The following is an 18,824-nucleotide window of genomic DNA, read 5'->3' on the forward strand; positions in this document are numbered from 1 at the left end:
AGTGATTGTCGAACGCGCGTACGCCCATCTCTCCTCGTACGACGAGGAGAGGTGGCCCTGGTCGGTGCCCTGCGTCCGTCAGCTCCTCGACGAAGGGCTCCGCTTCACCGCGCCGGTGACCTTTCTGGTCGGTGAGAACGGCTCGGGGAAGTCGACCCTGGTCGAGGCGCTGGCGGAGGGGTTCGGTCTGGATTCCTACGGCGGCTCCCACGACTGGCGCTACGCGTCCCCGCGCGCCAAGTCGGCGCTGGGCGAGCGGATGAAATTCGACGCCGCCCCGGGGCGCGGGCGCCGTATGGCCACCAACTGGTCGGCCCGCAAGGGCTTCTTCCTGCGGGCCGAGACCGCGCTGGACGCCCTGGACAGGGAAGGGTTCTCGCCGGACTCGGTCAGCCACGGTGAGGGCTTTCTCGCGGCGTTCCGCGGGAAGTTCCTGCACACAGGGCTCTATGTTCTCGACGAGCCGGAGGCGGCGCTCTCCTTCTCCTCGTGCCTCGAACTGATCGGGCACATCGACCGGTTGGCCAAGGAGGGCGGCCAGGTCATCTGTGCCACGCACTCGCCGCTGCTGACCGCACTGCCGGGCGCGGACATCATCGAGGTCGGCGAGCACGGTATGCGGAGGGTCGCCTGGCGGGAGCTCGGCGTCGTGGATCACTGGCGCCGCTATCTCGCCGACCCGCACGTCTATCTGCGGCACATCGTCGAACCGTAGGCGGCGCCCCGTGAGCGCCCCGTGAGGAGACACCGCCCGGCCCTGATGCGATGACTATGTCGTCCTGACAGGTTCTTCACATGTGGTCGACAGGCTGTGGTCATGCCCGGAACCTGGTGCGACTCGGCACCCAGGCACCACCCACACCCGGGCCGGAACTGGAGCGCTACATGTCTCGCCATCTCCGCCTGCGTCTCGCCGTCCTGACCGCCGTCGCGGCCGGTGCGATGCTCGTCCCGGCCACCGCGGCCGTCGCCTCCGACCAGGCCCAGGCATCGGTGCCCCACGCGGCGGCGAGTGAGAAGCCGGGCGACAAGTCCGCGGGCGCCAAGATGAAGGAGGACGCGGTGCAGAAGGCCGCGGCGGCCCGCAAGGCCGAGGCCGCCAAGAAGGCCGGGGCGGACACGGTCCCGCGCGGTGCCGTCGCCGCGGGCGAGGCCCAGGCCGGATCCTCCGGTGTCGCCCCCCTCGCCGGTACGGCCGCCGGCGCGCTGCTGCTCGCGGGCGCGGGCACCTTCGTCCTGCGCCGCCGCGCCACCGCGCGCGCCAACGGCTGACCCGTACACCCCCTCGTAACACCGCCTGATCAGGCGATCACCGTGGCGCCGCCTCTTCGCAGGGGCGGCGCCACCGTGTCTTCCCCCCCGCCCGTCCCACCTCTGGAGCCCGTCGTGTCCCCCGCGCACCCTCAGGTACGGCGCCCCGGCACCCTGCCGGCCCTCGTCCTCGCCCTCAGCGTCGCCGCCCTCATGGCGCTCACCGGCTGCTCGTCCGGCTCCGGCGACGGGGCGTCCACGTCCGGCACCGTGGCCGCCCCGTCCGCCACCGCCTCGTCGGCCGGTGGGGAGTCCGACGCAGGGGAGCCCTCCGGCGGTACGGACGAGACGCGGCCCGCGGCGCCCGCCAAGGTGGACATCCCCTCGATCGGGATCACCAGCTCCCTGATGGACCTCGGCCTCAACGCGGACGGCACCGTCGAGGTCCCGCCGGCCGAGAAGGGGATGACCGCGGGCTGGTACACCGGCGCCGCCGTACCCGGGGAGACCGGTGCCTCCGTCATCATCGGCCACAACGACACCCGCTTCGGCCGGGCCGTCTTCCACGACCTGAAGAAGATCACCAAGGGCGCGGACATCACCGTCACCGACGAGCGGGGCAAGGCGGCGCACTTCACCGTCACGGACACCGAGAGCGTCGACAAGGACTCCTTCCCCACCGACAAGGTCTACGGCCCGACCGACGACCGCGCCCTGCGGCTGATCACCTGCGACGGTGACTTCGACGCCCAGGGCCACCCGGTGAAGAACCTCATCGTCTACGCGACCCTCGCCTGACGACACGGCCCCGGCTCGACACGGCCCCCACCGGACGGGAACGGCGTCACCGAGCCGCGTCACCGCACGGCGCGCTTGAACTCCTCCACTCCGCCGGTCGACTCGACCCACGCCATGAGCTGCTTCAGCCCGTCCTCCTGGCTGATCACCGGCGCGTACCCGAAGTCCCGTTCCGCGGCGGCCGTGTTGTACGTGGTCGAGCGGGTGAGCAGCGCCACCGCGTAGCGGGTCAGGGGTGGTTCGTGGCGGGCGGCGAGCGCGGGCAGGCGCCAGGCCAGCTCGACGGCCTCGACCAGGGCGTCCCTGACGAGCGGCGGGATCCGGCGGGTCGGCGGCTGTACGGCGAACAGCTCGGCCAGCCGTACGAGCAGCTCCCGGAGGTCGGTGTGCTCCCGGTCGGCGACGAAGTAGGCCCGGCCGCCGACCCGTTCGGCCGGGGCCGCCGCGGCCAGCAGTGACGCGGCGACCGCGTTGTCGCAGTGGCAGAGCGAGGTCAGCACCTGCCGCCCGGCCGCCAGGTCGGGCAGGCGTCCCGCGGCCATCCGTCCGACCATCCGGGGCAGGAACCCGGCGCGGTCGCGCGGCCCCCAGATGCCGCGCGGGCGCAGCGAGACCGTGGTGAAGTCCGGCCGGTTCGCGGAGAGCACCAGGCGTTCCGCGGCCGCCTTGGTCTCGGAGTAGAGGTTGTAGTAGCGGCTGGGGTAGGGGGTGGACTCGTCGATCCCGAGGCGGTCCCCCTCGCCCACCCGCATCAGCGCGCTGGGGCTGCTGATGAAGACGAAGCGCTCCGCCCCGGCCTTGCGGGCGGCGTCCATGAGCAGCCTGGTGCCGAGGACGTTGGCGCTCCAGAACTGCCGCCGGGTCCCGTGCTCGACCACCCGCGCGGCGCTGTGGTGGACGACGTCCACGCCCTGGGCGGCGCGGCACAGCGCGTCGGCGTCCTCCAGGTCGCCGTACGCCAGTTCCAGGCCGGGGTTGGCGCGCAGCCGGGTGAGGTCGGTGCTCGCCCGGACGAGGACCCGTACGTCGTGGCCCGCGTTCAGGGCGGCTTCCGCGAGGTGTCCGCCGAGGAATCCGGAGGCGCCGGTGATCAGGACCTTCATGATGTCCCTCGGCTCTCGTCCGGTGACGGGGCGGTGGGCTGCACGGTGGGCCGGGCCGCGGGCCGGGCCGCGGGCTGGACGGCGGGCGGCAGGGTGCGCCACCAGGTGGCGCCGTACAGCATGGTCAGGCCGGCGGTCGCGGCGCCGCTGTATCCGGCGGCCCGGCCGCGCGGCAGCGCCGCCGGGATCTGGGCGGCGTGGACGCCGACGCTGAGGAAGGCGTCGGCCCACCACAGGCCCCGTACCACCGGATGGTTCGGGAGGACCGGCCCGGCCAGCAGATAGGCCCAGCCGGCCAGGGGGATCGCGCGCAGCGCCCAGTCGCGCGGGGTGGTGGCGGGGCGGGCCCGCGCCGCGAGCCGCTGTGCGGCCCAGACGGAGAGCTGCTCCCTGCCGATCTTGGCGTTGTGCCGTATGTCCACCGGGAAGGCCGGGTGGCGCAGGAACTCCTCCAGCCCCTGGGTCACCTCGTGCTCCGAGGCCAACTTCCGCAGCTCCGGCACGAGTTCGAGCCATTGGGCGTCGGTGACGCCCGGTTCGGTCTCCACGCAGACCACCGGCCGCCGGGCGCCGGGCTCCCCGACCCCGACGAGGGCGGCGCGCCGGACCGAGGGGTGGGCGTTGAACACGCCTTCGCACTGCACGGTGTGCAGGTCGCCGCCGGGGGTCCGTACCCGCTGGGCGCGCCGGCCGCAGAACCACAGCCGTCCCGAAGCGTCCAGGTAGCCGAGGTCGCCGGTACGGTGCCACAGCCGCGTGGTGCCGTCGCCGGTCGTCTCGGGGATCTTGTACTGGGCGTTGGCGGCGGGGTCGCCGTGGTAGCCCGGGCTGACCGCGTCGCCCGCGAGCACGATCTCCCCGATCTCACCGTCCGCCAGGGCCAGTTCGGGTTCCCACCGGGCCACGGGGTCGTCGGAGATCCGGATGATCCGTACCGCCATGCCGGGCAGGGGGCGGCCGATGCAGGTACCGGCGCCGGTCGCCGACAGCGCGGCCGTCCCGCCGGGCACCTCGGCCGAGCCGAGGACGTCGGCGGACTCGATGGAGGAGATCGGCAGCGCCTCGGTGGCCCCGTAGGTCACATGGAACTCAGCCTTCTCGCCGAGCGCCCCGCGTACGGTGTCCACGACGTCCGGCGGTACGGGAGCCCCGCCGGCGGCCACGAACCGCAGGTCGGGCAGTTCGGTCCGGTGCTGCCTCAGATGCTGCCCGAGCACCCGCAGCAGGGCCGGCGAGGCGATCATGCTGGTGACCCCGAAGCGGGTCAGGGCGTCGGTCAGCAGCTCGGGGCGGGCGTCCGCGACCTTGGCGGGCGACACCGGTGCGAGCACCAGCGTCGAGCCGTGGAGCAGGTCGAGGATCCCGTACGCGGGCAGGGTGATCAGGGAGACGTCGTCGCTGTCGCGCTCGTGGACGGCCTGGAGCAGCCGCAGCATGGGCGCGCTCATCCGGTGGACGTACTCGACTCCCTTGGCGGGGCCGGTACTTCCCGTGGTGAAGGCGATCATCTGGAGGTCGTCGCCGGACGGCCGGGGCAGCCCCTGCACGCGGGGCCCGACGCGCAGCGCGGCCAGGGTCTCGCCGCCCCAGAACCAGCGGCGGCCCACGGTGACCGTGGCCCGGACGCCGCGGAAGGCGCGGCGGCCGAGGACCCGTACGACATGGGCGACGGGCAGGCCGATGAACGCCTCCGCGCCCACCGCCCGGTAGCAGTGCAGCATCCGCTTGACGCCCATGCCCGGGTCCACCACGACCGGGACCGCGCCGATCCGCATCAGGGCGAAGACGATGGCGAACAGATCGGGGCCCGGCGGCGTCATGAGGATGGTCCTCGTGCCCCGGGTGATGCCGATCCGGTGGAAGCCGGCCGCCAACCGCTCGATCTGGTCGTGGAGTTCGCCGTAGGTCAGCTCGCTGTAGCGGATCGTCCCGTCGGCGTCGTGGCCGTCCGGGTAGACGATCGCGGCCTTGGCGGGGAAGGTACGGGCGTTGCGCTCCAGGATGTCGGCCGGGCCTTCCTCCCGGTCCGCGGCGGGCGCCGCCGGTGTCGTCGTCATCGCGTCACCGGTCCTGCGGCCGGTAGCGCACGCAGGTGACGGTCGGTCCCGCGCCCGCCGCGACGAACAGCAACTCCTCGTACCCGTCGGGGAGTCCGTCCCGTACCGCCTGGAGGTAGCTGAGCACCGGGGCGGCGGTGTGCGGCTCGCCGCCCTCCGGGTCCGGTACGTCGGGGGCGACGACGGCCGCCGCGTCCAGACCCAGGCGCCGGGCGAGCTCCTCGGGGAAGCCGGGCGCGGGCCGGTTGCAGACCAGGAGCGTACGGTCCGGTGCCAGACCCTCCTCCTGGACGTACCCCGCGACGCTGTCGGCGGCGAGGTCCAACAGCCGCTCGGCCCAGCCCTCTTCGTGCCGTACGGTGATCTGTCCCCGCTCCTGGCCCGTCGCGCCGGCCAGGCTCACATAGCCCGTCGGCTTCACGGCGCCCCGGGCGCTGTACGCGCGCACCGGACCGAAGCCGCTCGCACCGTCGGCGCAGCGCTCCAGCAGCAGGGCCGCGCCGAGGTCGGCGTACGGGTAGTCGGGGTCCAGCCGGGTGTTGCCGCCGGGGTGCACGTCGGCGGCGGTGACCAGGACCCGTTCGGTGGAGCCGCTGCCCAGCAGGGCCTGGGCGACCTGGACGGCGTTGAGGACGCCGCAGGCGCCGTTCATCAGGTCGAAGGAGAGGCCGGGCGCCCGGTCGAGCGTGTAGTCGAGGCTGATGCCCACCTCCTTCTGCACCAGCGCCGCCATGGCGGGTTCGATGGCGTTGTTCTCCCGGTAGACACCGACGTTCACCAGCACGCCCACCGCCTGGGGCGCCAGCCCGGCCTGCGTCAGACAGTCCTGGGCGGCCTCGGCGGCGAGCCGTATGTCGGAGGTGTGGACGGCCTGCGGCGCGGTGGCGGAGGCGGCCCTGATGATCGTACCCACGGTCAGGCTCCCAGATTGGTGATCGTCACGGACAGGCCACCCACGACCACGCCCGAAGCTGCGGGCACCAGCAGGAACTTGGCGCCCCGGCGGGCGGTGCCGTTCCGCAGGTGCTCGCCGAGCGTCACGAAGTGCGAGGTGCTGGCGGTGTTGCCGAGGTACTCCGTCGTGGTCAGCGTCTCGGGCATCGCGGTGCCGAACGCCGACTCCCCGTGCTCCTGCATGAAGTCGACGAACCGGGTGGAGACCTGGTGGTGGATGACGTAGTCGAACTTCTCGCCCGCGAGGTCGGTGCCCTCCTTGGCGAGGAAGTCGCTGTAGAAGCTGGACCAGATCCTGCGGCGGCCCTCCGCCTGCTGGGTCTTGGAGTCCGTGTACATGGCGAGGCCGCCGGTCCGGTCGCTCGGCATGGCCAGGCACAGGTGGGAGTACTCGGCGGCGGTCATCAGCTCGACGTGGTGGATCCGGTCGGCCTCGTCCTCGGACTCGTCGAGGATCACCGCGGCGCCGGAGTCCCCCACCGTGAGGGAGGCGAACTGGGGGTCGCGGGAGGTGTCCATCTCCGCCGCCGCGGTCCGCGCGATCGGGGTGATGCGCTCACCGCTGACCACCAGGCCGTTACGGACGATGCCCTCGCGGATCATCCGGTCCAGGATGTGCACGCCGGTGATCATCCCCGCGCAGGCGTTGGACAGGTCGAAGTGGATCGCCTGGTGGGCGCCCAGCTCCTCGACGAGCATGCGCGCGAACGACGGCTCGAAGTGGTACGTGTCGCCGTCCCTGCTGCGGCTGATCGAGGTGGAGATCACCACGTCCAGCTCGGCGGCCTCGTAACGGGAGGTGCGCAGCGCTTCCTTGGCCGCGTTCAGGGCCAGGCCGAAGGAGTCCTCACCGGCGCCCGCGTCGGCGACCCGGCGCGCCGCGACCCCGGTGATGCGCTCCAGGGGCAGCTTGGGCGCCCCGGCGATCCCGGCGACCAGCTCGGAGGTCGGCTGCACCGCGGCGGGCAGATAGGTCCCCAGTGATTCGAAGCGGCTGGCACGTGTCGTCGTCGCCATCCCGTCCTTCTTTCTCGATCCGGGTCCCGCGCGGGTATCCGCCGCGCGGGACGAGACGGTCTTACGCCCGCCTCCGTTGTCGGCGAACGGCCGCGGCCCCCGGCGGCTTTGGGCCACATTCTTTGCGCAACCCGTCCTTCGAGGTCACTACGTGGACACGTAGGACCGGCACTACGTATCCACGTAGTGCCGGTCGGAAGGCGGGTCTGCCAGTCTCGACAACGACCCTGGAAGAGGCTCCGGGGCGACCACGGAAGGGACGGGAACACGATGGGGACGGGTACGAGTACGAGTACGACGGCCGGCCCGCGTGTCCCAGGACCGACCGGCCCTCAACTGGTCAGATCCCTCGTGGAGTTGCGCAGGAGCCCGCTGGTCACGTTCCGGCGCGCCCAGCGCGAGTACGGCGACGTCGTCCGCCTCGCCGCCGGCCTGCCCGGTCTGCGGCTCAAGCTCTACCTGGTCTTCTCCGCCGAGGGCGCCCGGGAGGTGCTGGCCACCCAGGCGGCGAACTTCCGCAAGGAAAACGTCATGTACGAGGAGATCCGGCACTCCTTCGGCAACGGCCTGCTCACCAGCCAGGACGACGAGTACCGGCGGCAACGCCGCCTGATCCAGCCGCTGTTCACCCGCCGCCGGGTCGACGGCTACGCCGACGCCGCCTGCACGCAGGCGGAGTCCCTGGCCGAGCGGTGGCGGGACGCTCCCGACGCCACCGTCGACCTCGCCGAGGAGATGCCGGCCTTCGCGCTCCGCACCCTGTGCCGCGTCCTGTTCGGCGCCGACGCCGAAGCGGCCGTCCCGGTGATGAGCCGCTGCCTGCCCGTACTCCTGGACTACACACTGGAGCGCGGCAACACCCCGCTCACCCTTCCCCGCCACTGGCCCACGCCGCGCAACCGCCGGGCCGCCGCCGCCCGGCGCGGGCTGTACGAACTCTGCGACCAGATCATCGCGGAGCGCCGGACGGGCGGGGCGGCGGCGGGGGCCGGGTCCGGGGCGGAGGCGGGCGCCGAGGGCCGGGCGTCCCACGACGGCACGGCGTCCGACGACGGTACGGCGGGCGACGATCTGCTGGGCCTGCTCACCCGCGCCTCCGGCGAGAGCGGCGACGCGCTCGGCTTCGAGGAACTCCGCGACCAGATCCTGATCTTCCTGGTCGCCGGCCACGAGACCACCTCGACCGGGCTGGCCATGGCCCTGTACCTGCTCGCCCGGCACCCCGAGGTCCAGGCGCGCGCCCGCGAGGAGGTCGACCAGGTGCTCGCGGGGCGCCGGCCGGGAGCCGCCGACCTGGACGCGCTGGGCTACCTCACGAGGGTGCTCAAGGAGGCCATGCGCGTCCAGTCACCGGTCCCCTTCATCTCCCGCCGGGCCGTGGCCGACACGGTCGTCGACGGCCACCGCATCCCGGCCGGGGCCGATGTGATGGTCTGCGGCGGGGTGACCCACTACCACCCCGCGTACTGGCAGGACCCGGAGCGCTTCGACCCCGAACGCTTCACACCGGAGGGCGAGGCGAGCCGCCCGCGCTACACCTGGTTCCCGTTCGGCGGCGGCAACCGGGCCTGTATCGGGCAGCACTTCTCGATGCTGGAGTCGGTCCTCTGCCTCGCCGTACTGCTCCAGCGGTACGAACTGGCGCCCGTGGGGCCCGGGATCCCGCTCGGCGACACGGTGACGCTCAAGGAGAACGGCCCGATCCGGTGCCGCCTCACCCCGCGTACCTCCGCCCCGCCCGCGTGAAGCGGAACGCCGCCGGATGAATGGCCGTACCGTCCCGGCGTCCGGTTCAGCAAGCCCCTTCGGCGTTCGGTGCCCGGTTCATGGGGGAGCTGAGTTTATTCGCCAGTTGGACACGCGAGCGGACTCCCAGCTTCTGGAAGATCCGGCGCAGATGAAAATCGACGGTATGGGGCGAAATGGAGAGTCGCCCCGCTATCTGATGATTGCTCAGCCCGACCCGGGCCAGATTCGCGACGGCCCGTTCGGACTTGGTCATACGGGACCAGGAGGAGTTCGGGGCGGAGCGGGCGGACGAAATGTCGGTGGCGGGTATGTCGGGGGCCTGAAGCCCGGCGATCCGGTCGGATAACTTCCGCACCCGTCTCAGGGCCCGCTCCTCGTCGCGGACGGAACCGATCTTCCGGTACATCTCGGCCGCCTGGCGCAGCCGGAATTCCGATTCCACGTACGGCCGTTCCGGGGCCGCCATGAGCAGCATCCCCAGATCCTCGACGGCCGACGCGCGGGCCCACGGGTCCCGGTAGCGTTCCACGACCTGGCGGAGGCCCGCGGTGTCCCGGTCCAGCAGGCTGCGGGCGTGCAGGGAACCGGGGCGCGTCTCGGGCCCGGCCGCCCGCACCACCGACTCGGCGGCGGCCCGGTCGTCGGCGCGCAGCAGAACCCGGACCAGCCAGGGCGCCGCCTCCGGTTCCAACGAGAGCATGACCCCGTCCGACAGCCTTTCCGGCTGCTCCGCGATGAATTGCTCAACGGCGCGCCGGGCCCCTATGGAAGCAGCCGCGAACTGGAGTATCAGCCAGTCGTAACGTGCCAGGTCATCGGGCGAGACGGAATCCGGGATAGCGTCATGGACGGTTTCGACATGGCGGGCCGCAGCCAGGAGATCTCCTCGCCGTATGGCTGCTGTGGCCAATATGGAAGGAGCGAATTGTCCCTTGATCATGGCGATGGAAATTTCCCTCGTAGGTCGCGATTCGACTGCAACTGCAAGGCGCGGTACGTTCCCGGGGAGTTACGTCCTGGTTATCGTTCCGTGTACGCCGTGCAGGTAAATTCGCCGCCGACAGGAGAGCGTATTTTTATGTGGAACTTCGGATGAAGTGGAGTCTAACCCTGATCTTGCGCGGGGGACTGTGAGCTTGCCGACGACTCAGGCGGGTGTCGCGGCCTCTTCTTCCTTCGTGTCCGGGGGCGCGTTCTCGCGGCGCGGGAGCAGCAACGGGGTGGCCAGGAGGAGGACTCCGGCGGCGGCGATCGCGGTGCGCGGCCCGGTGACGGCGGCCAGCAGCCCCCACAGGGCGGTCAGGGCCGCGATGGCGGCGCTGCTGCCGACCGACCAGGCGGTCAGGGTACGGGCGACCCGGCCGGGGTCGGTGTGGTCGAGCCGGTAGGTGGCCAGTACGGGGTTGAACACACCGCAGCAGGTCACCAGGCCGAGTTGGACGGCGATGATGAGGACGATCCCGGGAACCCCCGGCTGGACGAAGGCCAGCCCGACGGGCCAGCACGCGCGCAGCGCCCCGGAGATGAGCATCACCCGGTGCTGCCCGAACCGCGCCACGAGCCGGTGCGCGAGGCGGGAGCCGATGAGGCCGCCGATACACGGGACCGCGAACACGAGACCGTACTGCCAGGGCGCGAACCCGAGATCGCGGAGCAGGAGAACGGCGAGCAGCGGCGAGGACACCATGATCAGGCCGTTGACCACGATCGAGTTGAAGAACAGCGGGCGCAGCACGGGGTGGGCGAGGATACGGCGCCACCCCTCGGCCAGATCGCCCGCCCGCAGCCGCGGCGCACCGGCCCGCTCGGGGCGCGGCTCGGTCCCGCCGATGGCGCGGATGCCCAGCGCGGAGAGCAGATGGCTGACCGCGTCGACGACCAGCGTCGTCACCGGGCCGAACACCCCGATCGCGGCGCCGCCGACCGGCGGCCCGACCATGGTCGCGGTCCATGTCGTGGACTCGAACCGGCTGTTCGCGACGAGCAGGTCCTCCGGTGGCACGAGCGCCTTCAGATACGCGCCACTGGCCGCCCGGAAGGCGATGTCGGCCGCGGCGACGACCACGGAGACGACGAGGAGCTGGGCGAAGCCGAGCCGGCCCAGCGCGTACGCGGCGGGGACGCTCAGCAGCGCCGCGAACCGGGTCAGGTCCATCGCCACCATGACCGGCCGCTTACGGCGGAACTCCACCCAGGGACCGAGCGGCACCGCCACCACGGCCCCCACCGCCCGCCCCACCGCGGCCAGCGCCGCCACCTGCGCCGGCCCGGAGTCCAGGACGAGAACCGCCATCAGGGGGAACGCGCCGAACCCGAGCGAGGTGCCGTACGCGCTGACGGCGTACGAGGCCCACAACCACCCGAACGGCCGCCCCAGCGCCCGTCTGCCTGCCATACCCGACACCACTCCCCCCCCCCGACCGGACGACCCCGCGCCGACCATCGATATCACCTGATCGGTGAGGAGGTCCGCCGGACCGGAGGGTTGAGCGCCAGGGACCGTCAGGCCGACGCCCCGCTGTCGACGACCAGGTCGGTGCCGACCACCGCGCCTGCCGGACGCCTTGCCGACGATCCGTACGCCCTGGAGCAGGACGAGCAGCATGCGGGCGAGGGCGCGCGGATCGCGCTCCCCGGGCAGCTCGTCCTGCGCCCCGGCCCGTACGAGCGCGGAGTGCGGCAGGGTTTCGAGGTGCTCCCAGCCGATCTCGGCCCGCCGCGCCCCGGAAGCGTCCCGGCCCGCCCCCGACGACTTTCGTCGGCTGTTCATCCCGACGCCGTTCCGTGCTCGCCCGTAGAAGCGATCATCTGGCTCCGTCCCTTTTGTGCAACGGAGAAACGATGCTCCCGAAGAGAACCTACGCCGCCCTCGCAGCCCTGGCCGTGGCCGTACCCGTCGCCGCCGGCGCGCTGGCCGGCACGGGCACGGCGAGCGCGGACGCGGAGTCGCGGCGGCCGGTCGCTTTCGACCGGACCGCCACGTACCCGGTCTTCCAGAACCGGCCGGCCGGCGAGGACCCGGCCTCCCCGACCGTCGCCGAGATCTCCGCGACCAGCGAGGACGGCCGGACCCTGGTCCACACCGACGCGTTGGCCCGGCGGATCGGCTTCCTCGACATCAGCGACCCCGACCGCCCGCGGGGGCTCGGAACGCTGTCGCTGACCGAACTCGGCGACGCCGAGGACGAGCCGACCTCGGTGGCCGTGGTCGGCCCGTACGTCCTGGTGGTGGTGAACACCAGCGCCGGGTACGCCGATCCGTCCGGGCGGCTCGACGTCATCTCGCTGCGCGACCGCACCCGGGTGGCCAGCTACGACCTCGGTGGCCAGCCCGACTCCATCGCGATCAGCAAGGACAACCGGTACGCCGCCGTCGCGATCGAGAACGAGCGCGACGAGGAGGCGACCCCGTCCGGGCGCGAGAAGGGCGACCTGCCCCAGCTTCCGGCCGGCTTCGTCCAGATCGTCGACCTCAAGGGCGCCACGCCGAAGCAGTGGCGTACCCGGGCCGTGCCGCTCACGCGGCCGGACGGCAGCGCCCTGCCCGCCCTGGTCGACGCCGGGATCACCGAACCGACCGACCCGGAGCCGGAGTACGTCTCCATCAACAGCCGCAACCAGCTCGCGGTGACCTTGCAGGAGAACAACGGCGTCGCCCTGCTGGATCTGCCGACGGGCAGGATCACCAAGGCGTTCAGCGCCGGTACGGCGTCGGTCAAGGGCATCGACACGGCCGAGGACGGCGTGATCGACCCGACCGGCTCGATCACCGACGTGCCGCGGGAGCCCGACGCGGTCGGCTGGGTCGACGACCGCTACCTCGCGACCGCCAACGAGGGTGACTGGCGCGGCGGTTCCCGGGGCTGGTCCGTCTTCGACAGCCGGACCGGCAGGGTCGCCTGGGACGCGGGCAACAGCTTCGAGCGGATCGCCACGCGCCACGGACTGCACAACGAGGCCAGGGCCGGGAAGAAGGGCGCCGAGCCGGAGGGCCTGGCGATCGCCGAGTACCGGGGCGTGCGGTACGCCTTCGTCGGCTCGGAGCGGAGCAACTTCGTCGCCGTCTACGACCTGAGCCGGCCGACCGCCCCGGTCTTCCGCCAGGCGCTGCCCACCACCAACGGCCCCGAGGGGCTGCTGCCGATCCCGTCACGCGACCTGCTCGCGGTCTCCAGCGAGGAGGACGACGCCGCGGCCGGCGTACGGTCCTCGGTGAACCTCTTCCGCCTGGGCAACCGCACCCCCGCGTTCCCGGGCATCGTCTCGGCCCCGGACGCCACCGGCGCCCCGATCGGCTGGGGCGCGCTCGGCGCGCTCTCCGCCGTACCCGGCAGGTCGCACCAGCTCTACAGCGTCACCGACGCCGCCTACTCCGACACCAGGATCCTGACCGTCGACGCCTCGCGCGAACCGGCGGTCATCACCCGGTCGTTGACCGTCAAGGGCACCGACGGCCGGCCGGTCGGCTACGACGCGGAGGGCATCCACGCCCGGCCGCAGGGCGGCTTCTGGCTCGCGGTGGAGGGCGCCACCGGCGCGGGCAACAAGCTGGTCCGGCTCGACAGCGCGGGCAGGACCCGGCAGACCGTTCCCCTGCCGGCGGACATCGCCGCCGGCCTCGGCGGACAGGGCTTCGAGGGTGTCACCGCCACCACCGACCGCGCGGGCCGCGAGGTGGTCTGGGCCACGCTGCAACGCGAGGTCAGGACCGACCCGGCCGGCATCGTCCGACTCGGCCGCTACGACGTCACGTCCGGCACCTGGAGCTGGTACGGCTACCGGACCGGCACCACCACCGCGCCGGGCGACTGGATCGGCCTCTCCGAGATCACCGCGGTCGGCGACAAGCTCGCCGTCATCGAACGGGACAAGCTGAACGGCCCCGCCGCCAGGATCAAGCGGGTGTACACGGTCGACCTGCCGAAGCACGCCGCGCCGTCGGGCCAGTTGCCCGTCCTGCCGAAGAAGCTCGCCCACGACGCGCTGCCCGACCTGCGCGCGACGAACGGCTGGACCCAGGAGAAGCTGGAGGGCCTGACCGTGGCCGGCGACGGCGAGGTCTACACCGTCACCGACAACGACGGCCTGGACGACGCCACCGGGGAGACCGTCTTCCTCCACCTCGGCTCCAGCAGGAAGATCTTCGGACGGCACTGACCCACCGCGGCGCCCACCGGCGCCGCCACGGACGACGACAAAGCCCCGGGCCGGACGGCCCGGGGCTTTTCCATGGAGTGGACGAGGAGAATGCGCCAGGATTCATCCGCGGCGCCACCGGAAGAAATTCCCCGGAGGCCGACCGGCGCTATTGTGGCCGCAGGGGAATGCCGTAAAGGCAACTGTTGAACTGTACGGTCGCTTCCGTGGTAGAGTCTTGATGAATTCACAGGACGCCACGAAAAAAGGGGAATGGCGTGAATACCGAGAAGGTCACGGCTCGACGTCTTACGGCCGCAGAGGTTTCAGAGTTGGGCCTCCAGGACGGAATCTTCGTCTCGGCGGAGACGGATGGCCTTTCTCTCGACTGCTACGCGCCGGCTTTCCTCACGGAGCCGGGTAAGAATTTCGAGGGAGGCTCCTTCGCGGCGCGGACGATCTTCGGTGAGGAAATCCATGTCCTCCCGGACGACGCCGAAGGGCGCGGGATCTGGATCGCCGACAAGACGGGGGAGGAGATCGAGGTCCTCCAGAGCGCCGGCGTCCTCCTGAACCTCGCCCTCTTCGTGCCCAACGGGAACAAGGACTCCCTGGAGGCGCTCTACTCCGCCGCGCGGGACGCGTTCGGCGCGGGGATCGTCCAGCGCTGGAGCGAGGAAGCCGTCGCGGTGCCGGACGTCAAGGTCGACCTGTTCGAGGAGCCGGCCCGCGGGCGGAAGAACACGAACAACCAGAACCGTGACCGCCGCGCCCTGGACATCTACCCGACGCGGGTGCGCTTCATGGAGCCCAGCGAGGGCTGGAAGTTCATTGTCGAACCGCACAAGGAGATCGTCGACGAAACGCCGACGATCTGACCCCCTCCCGACAGGGAATTCAGGGGCCGTGACAACCTGATGAGCGGCGGCTGTTTGCCAGCGGCTGTTTGCCGGTGGCCGTTTGTCAGCGGATGTGCCGGACGCCCGGCTGGGATCTCCCGGCCGGGCGTTTCGTATGCCCCGGTTCGCAGGAAATGCCTCCTGCCATTCGGAAAGATCGCCATTCGAGAAGCATGGCGCGGAATAGCTCTGGAGCGGCACGGAAATCCGCTGAATCCGGCGAACGGAAAACGCTCCGGGCCGCGGGGCACGCCGCCGGAGTCGCCGCGAGCAGACCAGGAGCCCAGGAGCCCAGGAGTCCGGGAGACGGGCCCCACGGCGGCCGACGCCCCCCCGGGGGCAGCGCGCCCTCTCCGTCGCGGAAGCCCCGCGTTTGTCGCCGGTCCCCTGCGGGTTCGTCCGTGATCGGTAACAGAGGTATCCCTCACGGGTGTTCGTGCCTCTTCATGGACGCAGGGCATCGGCGGAGACGACAAAGGGGCGGGCGGACATGGCGAAGCACAAGGGAAGGGGATGGCACAGCCGGCTTCTGGCGGCGGCGCTCGGGGTGACGGCACTGGCCGCTGCCACGTCGGTGTGGACCGCGCAGGCCGACCCCACCGGAGGGCGGCAGCCGAAAGCTCCCATCTCCGCGCCGGGCTCCGGCCACGAGGGCCAGGCGGTGACCAAGGTGTCGGCGGAGATCGCGCACGCCTCGGAGGCCGGCGCCCGCGGCGTCAACATCACCATCGACGACGGACCGGACCCGATCTGGACGCCGCAGGTGCTGCAACTGCTCAAGGACAGCGATGTGAAGGCCACGTTCTGCATGGTGGGCACGCAGGCCCAGACGTACCCGGACCTGGTGAAGGCGGTCGTGGCGGCCGGGCACCGGCTGTGCAACCACACGGTCTCGCACGACACCGCCATGGACCAGAAGTCCGAGGCATACCAGTCCCAGGAGATCCTGGACGCCGAACGCATGATCACCAAGGCGTCCGGCGGCGTCCGGCCCGAGTACTACCGGGCTCCGGGCGGCGCCTTCACCCCGTACAGCAGGCAGCTCGCCGCGTCCCGGGGCATGCGCCCGCTGGGCTGGAACGTCGACTCCAGGGACTTCGAGCGTCCCGGCGCGGACGTCATGGTCGCCACGGTGAAGAAAGAGATCACCGACGGGCCGACCGTCCTCTTCCACGACGCGGGAGGGGACCGCTCCCAGACCATGACCGCCCTGCGCGAGGTACTGCCCTGGCTGAGGGAGCAGGAGTACTCCTTCGGATTCCCCGTGCGCTGAATGAAGTTCGCCCGTACCGACAAGGAAGCCCCGGGCCGTCGGCCCGGGGCTTTTCCCGTGGAGCGGCCCCCGGAAACCGGCAGGCGCCCCAGGGGCGGGTCGTGAGAAGGTGCGGATCGCCCCAGGCACAAGGGGAAACGCAGCGGGAAACACAGGGGGAAACACAGGGGGAAACACAGGGGGAAACACAGGGGGAAACACATGGGGCTGACCTACGGCTACGACATCTACCTGCGTCCCCGAAACGTCGCCACGGCGCTGGCCCGTCTGGCCACGCTGGCGCCACCGGACCCTCGTGTGCCGCCGCTTGAGGTCGCCCTGCCCGGCGGTGACCGGGTCGTCCTCCCGTTCACGTCCCATTTCAAGAGCGAGCCGGTCGACTGCTCCACGGGCAGCCCGCTCGATCTGGACATGTCCCTCATGTTCGACATCGATGACGCCCTGCGCGCGTACGCGGCGGCGGACGGCCCCGGCCCCGAGACGGACGGGCGCATGAGCATCGGGTACATCTACGCGACGATCCGGTTCGAGTCCGCCCTGCACCCTGGTTACGCCTCGGTGGGGTGCTGGGCGGCGACATCGGGGATGAGCCGCTTGTTCGCGCGGTCGGCCAACGTCAGGAAGGCGTTCACCGACCTCACCGCGGCCGGCGGCGGCGTGTGCTGCCTGTTCGACACCGGCGACGGCGGCCCCGAGCAGGTGTGCTGGCTCAACGGTGGGACCACCCGGGAGATGGTCTCCGGTCCCCGCTTTCCGGATGAGCGGGCACTCGTGGCGACGTGGCCCGACCCGGAGAAGTGAGCACCCGTCCCCCGTGTACGAGGCGGTGGGGACAAGGCCGCTATCATCCCCGATGTGGAACGTTCCCAAAAAACCCGGCCGACCGTCGTCATGTGGGACCTCGGCGGCGTCCTGGCGCCGTCGGGCCGCGCGCTGACCGCCCTCGCCGAGGCCCTTGACGTCACCGAGACCGCACTCGCCGACCCGTACTGGAGCCACCGGGACGCCTACGACCTGGGGGGTTCCCCGGAGGAGTACTGGCACCGGATCGCCGAGGCGCTGGGACGCCCGCTCGACGGGGGGTGGATCGAGCGTCTCGACCGGATCGAGACCGAGTGCTGGGCGGCCCTCGCCTCCGACGCCGCCGCGCTGCTCGCCCGACTCACGCGGCGGGGAACACCGTTGGGGATACTCTCCAACGCTCCGGGCTCGCTGGCGCGGGCGGTCCGCCGTGCGCCGTGGAGCGGTCGCTTCGAGACCCTGGTCTTCTCCTCTGACCTCGGCCTGATGAAGCCGGACCCGCTCGTCTACCGCGCCGCCGACGAACGGCTGGGCCGCGCACCGTCGGAGGTGGTGTTCTTCGACGACCGGCCGGAGAACGTCGCGGCGGCCCGCGCGCACGGCTGGCGCGCGCATGTGTGGACCGGGGGCGAGGCGGCCGCGGAGGCGCTCGCCCGGGAGGGTGTGCTCGATGACTGACCGGCCGCGCAACCCGACGATCATAGATGTGGCCGGGCGGGCCGGGGTGTCCAAGTCGGTGGTGTCCCGCGTCGTCTCGGGGCGCGGCAGCGTGGGGGAGGAGACCCGGCAGCGGGTCCTCAAGGCCGCCCGGGAGCTGGGCTACGTCGTCAACGCCTCCGCCCGGGCCATGGTGGCCCACCGTACGTACACGGTCGGGGCGTTCGTGCGGGACGCGGCGACGCCCTTCTACGGCCACCTGCTCACCGCGATGCAGGAGCGCGCCGCCTTCCACGGCTACCGGGTGGTCACCGCGACGGGGTCCGGCCGGTTCGAGGTGGACGGCGAGTACCGGGCCCTGGAGACTCTCGCGATGCTGCGGGTCGAGGCGCTGGTCGTGTGCAGCGGGCTGTTGCCGAGCGAGCAGATCCTGCCCCTGTCCGCGCGGTTGCCGACCGTGGTGGCGGGACGCCCGGAGACCCATCCCAGCATCACCAGCGTCTACTGCGACGAGGAGGAGGGCGGCGAGGCGCTGGCGGACCACCTGGTCGACCTGGGCCACCGGGAGGTCGCCGTGGTCACGGTGTCGGCGAGCAGTTCCGTGACCCTGGGGCCGCGGACGGCGGCCATGGCCCGTCGCCTGCGGGAGCGCGGGGCGCGCGTGCTGGAGATCCCGGGGGAGCACCGGGAGACGGCCGGCGCGTGGGTGACCGAGGTGTTACGGCATCCCGGGATCACCGCGGTGATGGCCCCCAGCGACCGCCACGCGATCGCCCTCCTGGAACAACTCCGGCTCCGGGGCGTGTCCGTACCGGAACACCTGTCCGTCACCGGCTACGACGGCGTCGGGGACCTGGCGACGTCCCTGATCGGCCTGACGCACTGGCGCCAGCCGGTCGACCTGATCGGCAGCGGGGCCGTGGACGCCGTGGTGCAACTGCTCGACGGGGAGCAGCCGCCCGACCACCACCGGGCGCTGCCCGGCACGCTGGTGGTGGGCCGGACGACGGCGGCGGCGCCGCAGCCCCACGGCTGAGCCGGCCGAGGCGGCCAGGACAGCGCAAGACGGCCGAGGCAGCAGGGCGGCGCAAGAGGGCCGAGCTGAGCCGGCAGGCAGTTTGCGCATTGT

Annotated in this window: 16 protein-coding genes; 10 read left to right on the plus strand and 6 right to left on the minus strand. The window is 71.9% G+C overall.

Annotation, left to right across the window (positions count from 1 at the left end; translation table 11 throughout):
• Position 1 precedes the first annotated feature (1 nt).
• From ACIO3P_RS13495 to ACIO3P_RS13505, 3 genes are all read left to right on the plus strand, one after another.
• Positions 2-715, plus strand: a complete 714-nt coding sequence (locus ACIO3P_RS13495) for an AAA family ATPase (RefSeq protein ID WP_401849291.1) — start codon at positions 2-4, stop codon at positions 713-715.
• 170 nt (positions 716-885) lie between these two features.
• Positions 886-1,272 (plus strand): sortase-dependent protein, encoded by a 387-nt coding sequence (locus tag ACIO3P_RS13500; RefSeq protein ID WP_401791752.1) that lies wholly within the window; start codon positions 886-888, stop codon positions 1,270-1,272.
• 192 nt (positions 1,273-1,464) lie between these two features.
• Complete coding sequence (locus ACIO3P_RS13505) at positions 1,465-2,049, plus strand: class F sortase (protein ID WP_329824390.1); 585 nt, start codon at positions 1,465-1,467, stop codon at positions 2,047-2,049.
• A gap of 59 nt (positions 2,050-2,108) precedes the next feature.
• Here ACIO3P_RS13505 and ACIO3P_RS13510 read toward each other — a convergent pair whose 3' ends face one another.
• The 4 genes from ACIO3P_RS13510 to ACIO3P_RS13525 are packed head-to-tail and all read right to left on the minus strand — an operon-like array spanning position 2,109 to position 7,180.
• Positions 2,109-3,152 (minus strand): NAD-dependent epimerase/dehydratase family protein, encoded by a 1,044-nt coding sequence (locus ACIO3P_RS13510; RefSeq protein ID WP_329824254.1) that lies wholly within the window; start codon positions 3,150-3,152, stop codon positions 2,109-2,111.
• Complete coding sequence (locus ACIO3P_RS13515; protein ID WP_401849292.1) at positions 3,149-5,209, minus strand: fatty acid CoA ligase family protein; 2,061 nt, start codon at positions 5,207-5,209, stop codon at positions 3,149-3,151. The genes ACIO3P_RS13510 and ACIO3P_RS13515 overlap by 4 nt, the downstream gene beginning before the upstream one ends.
• Positions 5,210-5,213: 4 nt before the next feature.
• Positions 5,214-6,122, minus strand: a complete 909-nt coding sequence (locus tag ACIO3P_RS13520; protein ID WP_401849294.1) for a hypothetical protein — start codon at positions 6,120-6,122, stop codon at positions 5,214-5,216.
• Positions 6,123-6,124: 2 nt separating this feature from the next.
• Positions 6,125-7,180, minus strand: coding sequence for a 3-oxoacyl-[acyl-carrier-protein] synthase III C-terminal domain-containing protein (locus ACIO3P_RS13525; protein WP_329824251.1), 1,056 nt, complete (start codon positions 7,178-7,180; stop codon positions 6,125-6,127).
• Between the two features lie 270 nt (positions 7,181-7,450).
• Between ACIO3P_RS13525 and ACIO3P_RS13530 the strand changes: the two genes are divergently transcribed.
• Positions 7,451-8,926, plus strand: a complete 1,476-nt coding sequence (locus ACIO3P_RS13530) for a cytochrome P450 (protein ID WP_401849296.1) — start codon at positions 7,451-7,453, stop codon at positions 8,924-8,926.
• Positions 8,927-8,972: 46 nt separating this feature from the next.
• Here ACIO3P_RS13530 and ACIO3P_RS13535 read toward each other — a convergent pair whose 3' ends face one another.
• Both ACIO3P_RS13535 and ACIO3P_RS13540 read right to left on the minus strand, forming a co-directional pair.
• On the minus strand, positions 8,973-9,629 hold the full coding sequence (locus tag ACIO3P_RS13535) for a LuxR C-terminal-related transcriptional regulator (RefSeq protein ID WP_329824249.1): 657 nt from the start codon (positions 9,627-9,629) through the stop codon (positions 8,973-8,975).
• Between the two features lie 447 nt (positions 9,630-10,076).
• Positions 10,077-11,324, minus strand: a complete 1,248-nt coding sequence (locus tag ACIO3P_RS13540) for an MFS transporter (protein ID WP_401849545.1) — start codon at positions 11,322-11,324, stop codon at positions 10,077-10,079.
• Positions 11,325-11,770: 446 nt separating this feature from the next.
• On the opposite strand from ACIO3P_RS13540, the gene ACIO3P_RS13545 reads away from it, so the two are divergent.
• From ACIO3P_RS13545 to ACIO3P_RS13570, 6 genes are all read left to right on the plus strand, one after another.
• Positions 11,771-14,086, plus strand: a complete 2,316-nt coding sequence (locus tag ACIO3P_RS13545) for an esterase-like activity of phytase family protein (protein ID WP_401849298.1) — start codon at positions 11,771-11,773, stop codon at positions 14,084-14,086.
• Between the two features lie 257 nt (positions 14,087-14,343).
• Positions 14,344-14,943, plus strand: a complete 600-nt coding sequence (locus ACIO3P_RS13550; protein WP_329824247.1) for a hypothetical protein — start codon at positions 14,344-14,346, stop codon at positions 14,941-14,943.
• A 511-nt stretch (positions 14,944-15,454) separates the two neighbouring features.
• A complete protein-coding gene (locus ACIO3P_RS13555; RefSeq protein ID WP_329824246.1) occupies positions 15,455-16,237 on the plus strand; it encodes a polysaccharide deacetylase family protein in 783 nt (260 codons plus the stop codon).
• A gap of 201 nt (positions 16,238-16,438) precedes the next feature.
• On the plus strand, positions 16,439-17,038 hold the full coding sequence (locus tag ACIO3P_RS13560; RefSeq protein WP_401849300.1) for a hypothetical protein: 600 nt from the start codon (positions 16,439-16,441) through the stop codon (positions 17,036-17,038).
• A 54-nt stretch (positions 17,039-17,092) separates the two neighbouring features.
• Positions 17,093-17,716, plus strand: coding sequence for an HAD-IA family hydrolase (locus ACIO3P_RS13565; protein WP_401791763.1), 624 nt, complete (start codon positions 17,093-17,095; stop codon positions 17,714-17,716).
• Positions 17,709-18,731, plus strand: coding sequence for a LacI family DNA-binding transcriptional regulator (locus ACIO3P_RS13570; protein WP_329824243.1), 1,023 nt, complete (start codon positions 17,709-17,711; stop codon positions 18,729-18,731). Before ACIO3P_RS13565 ends, ACIO3P_RS13570 begins: the two co-directional genes overlap by 8 nt.
• Positions 18,732-18,824: the final 93 nt, after the last annotated feature.

The sequence above is a fragment of the Streptomyces sp. NPDC087310 genome (assembly GCF_044744405.1).
In the GTDB taxonomy this organism is placed as follows: Bacteria; Actinomycetota; Actinomycetes; order Streptomycetales; family Streptomycetaceae; genus Streptomyces.

Bases quoted from the DNA above. Each gene is read 5' to 3' on its own strand.
- ACIO3P_RS13500 (WP_401791752.1), top strand. From the start codon at position 886: ATGTCTCGCCATCTCCGCCTGCGTCTCGCCGTCCTGACCGCCGTCGCG.
- ACIO3P_RS13505 (WP_329824390.1), top strand. From the start codon at position 1,465: ATGGCGCTCACCGGCTGCTCGTCCGGCTCCGGCGACGGGGCGTCCACG.
- ACIO3P_RS13510 (WP_329824254.1), bottom strand. From the start codon at position 3,152: ATGAAGGTCCTGATCACCGGCGCCTCCGGATTCCTCGGCGGACACCTC.
- ACIO3P_RS13515 (WP_401849292.1), bottom strand. From the start codon at position 5,209: ATGACGACGACACCGGCGGCGCCCGCCGCGGACCGGGAGGAAGGCCCG.
- ACIO3P_RS13525 (WP_329824251.1), bottom strand. From the start codon at position 7,180: ATGGCGACGACGACACGTGCCAGCCGCTTCGAATCACTGGGGACCTAT.
- ACIO3P_RS13530 (WP_401849296.1), top strand. From the start codon at position 7,451: ATGGGGACGGGTACGAGTACGAGTACGACGGCCGGCCCGCGTGTCCCA.
- ACIO3P_RS13535 (WP_329824249.1), bottom strand. From the start codon at position 9,629: ATGCTCTCGTTGGAACCGGAGGCGGCGCCCTGGCTGGTCCGGGTTCTG.
- ACIO3P_RS13540 (WP_401849545.1), bottom strand. From the start codon at position 11,324: ATGGCAGGCAGACGGGCGCTGGGGCGGCCGTTCGGGTGGTTGTGGGCC.
- ACIO3P_RS13545 (WP_401849298.1), top strand. From the start codon at position 11,771: ATGCTCCCGAAGAGAACCTACGCCGCCCTCGCAGCCCTGGCCGTGGCC.
- ACIO3P_RS13555 (WP_329824246.1), top strand. From the start codon at position 15,455: ATGGCGAAGCACAAGGGAAGGGGATGGCACAGCCGGCTTCTGGCGGCG.
- ACIO3P_RS13560 (WP_401849300.1), top strand. From the start codon at position 16,439: ATGGGGCTGACCTACGGCTACGACATCTACCTGCGTCCCCGAAACGTC.
- ACIO3P_RS13570 (WP_329824243.1), top strand. From the start codon at position 17,709: ATGACTGACCGGCCGCGCAACCCGACGATCATAGATGTGGCCGGGCGG.